The 289-nt window shown below is 52.9% G+C and carries 1 protein-coding gene; it reads right to left on the reverse strand.

The genetic code is table 11. The features are described from left to right. Positions 1-53 precede the first annotated feature (53 nt). Positions 54-289: LysM-like peptidoglycan-binding domain-containing protein (locus J4G32_RS21020; protein ID WP_281413603.1), on the reverse strand; the 236-nt coding region annotated here is incomplete at its 5' end.

The following is a 289-nucleotide window of genomic DNA, read 5'->3' on the forward strand; positions in this document are numbered from 1 at the left end:
GTAATGCTTCACCTGAACGAATAGGGTATAGGCGGGGTAAGGCGCAGCCGGCGTTACTGTGCGCGAATAAAACTGCCGTCAGGCTGACGCGTAAACAGCACCTGTTGACCGTTATCGCCATCTATCGTTAAACCTGTCACCACCCCGCTGGCATTCTGGCGAATTTTAATCATTTGACCATTTTTGAGATTACTCAGCGGCTTGCCAGCGCCTTCTACCTGCGCCATTGCATAAACGTCTGTCGGGGGCAGTCCGTGGTCACGGAACAGTTGCGCCAGAGTTTTACCAG

Source organism: Microvirga antarctica, from assembly GCF_017921815.1.
GTDB classification, from domain to species: Bacteria; Pseudomonadota; Alphaproteobacteria; order Rhizobiales; family Beijerinckiaceae; genus Microvirga; species Microvirga antarctica.